This window comes from Microbacterium sp. Leaf351, from assembly GCF_001423825.1.
Classification (GTDB): Bacteria; Actinomycetota; Actinomycetes; order Actinomycetales; family Microbacteriaceae; genus Microbacterium; species Microbacterium ginsengisoli.
Genome location: NZ_LMPK01000034.1, coordinates 187,786 through 188,912 on the forward strand (window position 1 = coordinate 187,786; position 1,127 = coordinate 188,912).

1 protein-coding gene is annotated in these 1,127 nt (G+C 71.5%); it reads right to left on the bottom strand.

The window, feature by feature from the left end; all coding sequences use genetic code 11:
- Nucleotides 1-274 precede the first annotated feature (274 nt).
- Nucleotides 275-1,127 (bottom strand): heavy metal translocating P-type ATPase (locus ASG00_RS18180; protein ID WP_235559502.1); only part of this gene is annotated, 853 nt, incomplete at its 5' end.

Below are 1,127 nucleotides of genomic sequence, written 5' to 3' on the forward strand. Positions count from 1 at the left end.
CACCTCGAGGGCGCCCGCCTCGGCCGTGAGACGGTGCAGGCGGCTGCCGGACTGATCGACGATCTCCGTCGGGGTGTAGATGCGCTCACCCTGACGGAACGTCAGATTCTCACTCGAGGTCTGCACGTTCTGAGCGGCCGAGATCTGGAAGATCAGGTCGGTCGTCGAGGTGAGATCGAGGTCGAGTTCGGCGAGGACGGAGCGTTGCACCGAGGTATCCTCGCACGGGTTTGTGACGCCCGGATGACGGCGGTGGAATCCGCCCCGGATGCCGCTAGCGACGCGCCTTCGCCGACCGCAGGCGAAGGCTGTTCCAGACCACCAGCACCGACGACAGCGACATCGCCGCGGCCGAGATCAGCGGGTTCAACAGGCCCGCCGCAGCCAGGGGGATCGCGGCAACGTTGTAGCCGAAGGCCCACACCAGGTTGCCGCGGATGGTCCGCAGCGTGCGCCGCGACAGGGCGATCGCATCGGCGATCACCCGCAGGTCGTCGCGCACCAGGATGATGTCGGCCGACTTCAGCGCGATGTCGGTTCCGGAGACGACCGCCATGCCGAGATCGGCGGTGCCGAGGGCGGCGGCGTCGTTGATGCCGTCACCGACCATCGCGACCCGGTGCCCGTCGGCCTGCAGCGCCGCGATGACCCCGGCCTTGTCGGCGGGCATGACTTCGGCGCGCACCTCGGAGATGCCGAGCTCGTCGGCCACGCGGCGCGCGGCGGCCGCGGTGTCGCCGGTGAGCAGCACGGTCGAGAGCCCCATGCGCTGCAGTTGGGAGACGGCGGCCTTCGCGCTCGGGCGCACCTCGTCCGCGACAGTGAAGACCGCCTCCACGACACCGTCGGTGGCCAGCACGACGCTCGAACGGCCGGATGCCGCCGCGTCGTCGACGGCGTCGCGCACGTCGGCGGGGAGCGGCATCCGCTCGTCGATCGCGTGGGGCACGCTCGCGACGACGACCTCGCGGCCGTCGATCACGCCCGCGGCGCCCCGGCCAGGGATGGTGCGGAAGTCGGTGACGGTCGGCAGGTCTGCGACGGATGCCGCGGCGTACCGGGCGATCGCGGCGGCCACCGGGTGCTCGGACCCCTGCTCGACGGCGGCGGCCCATTGCAGTACGCGC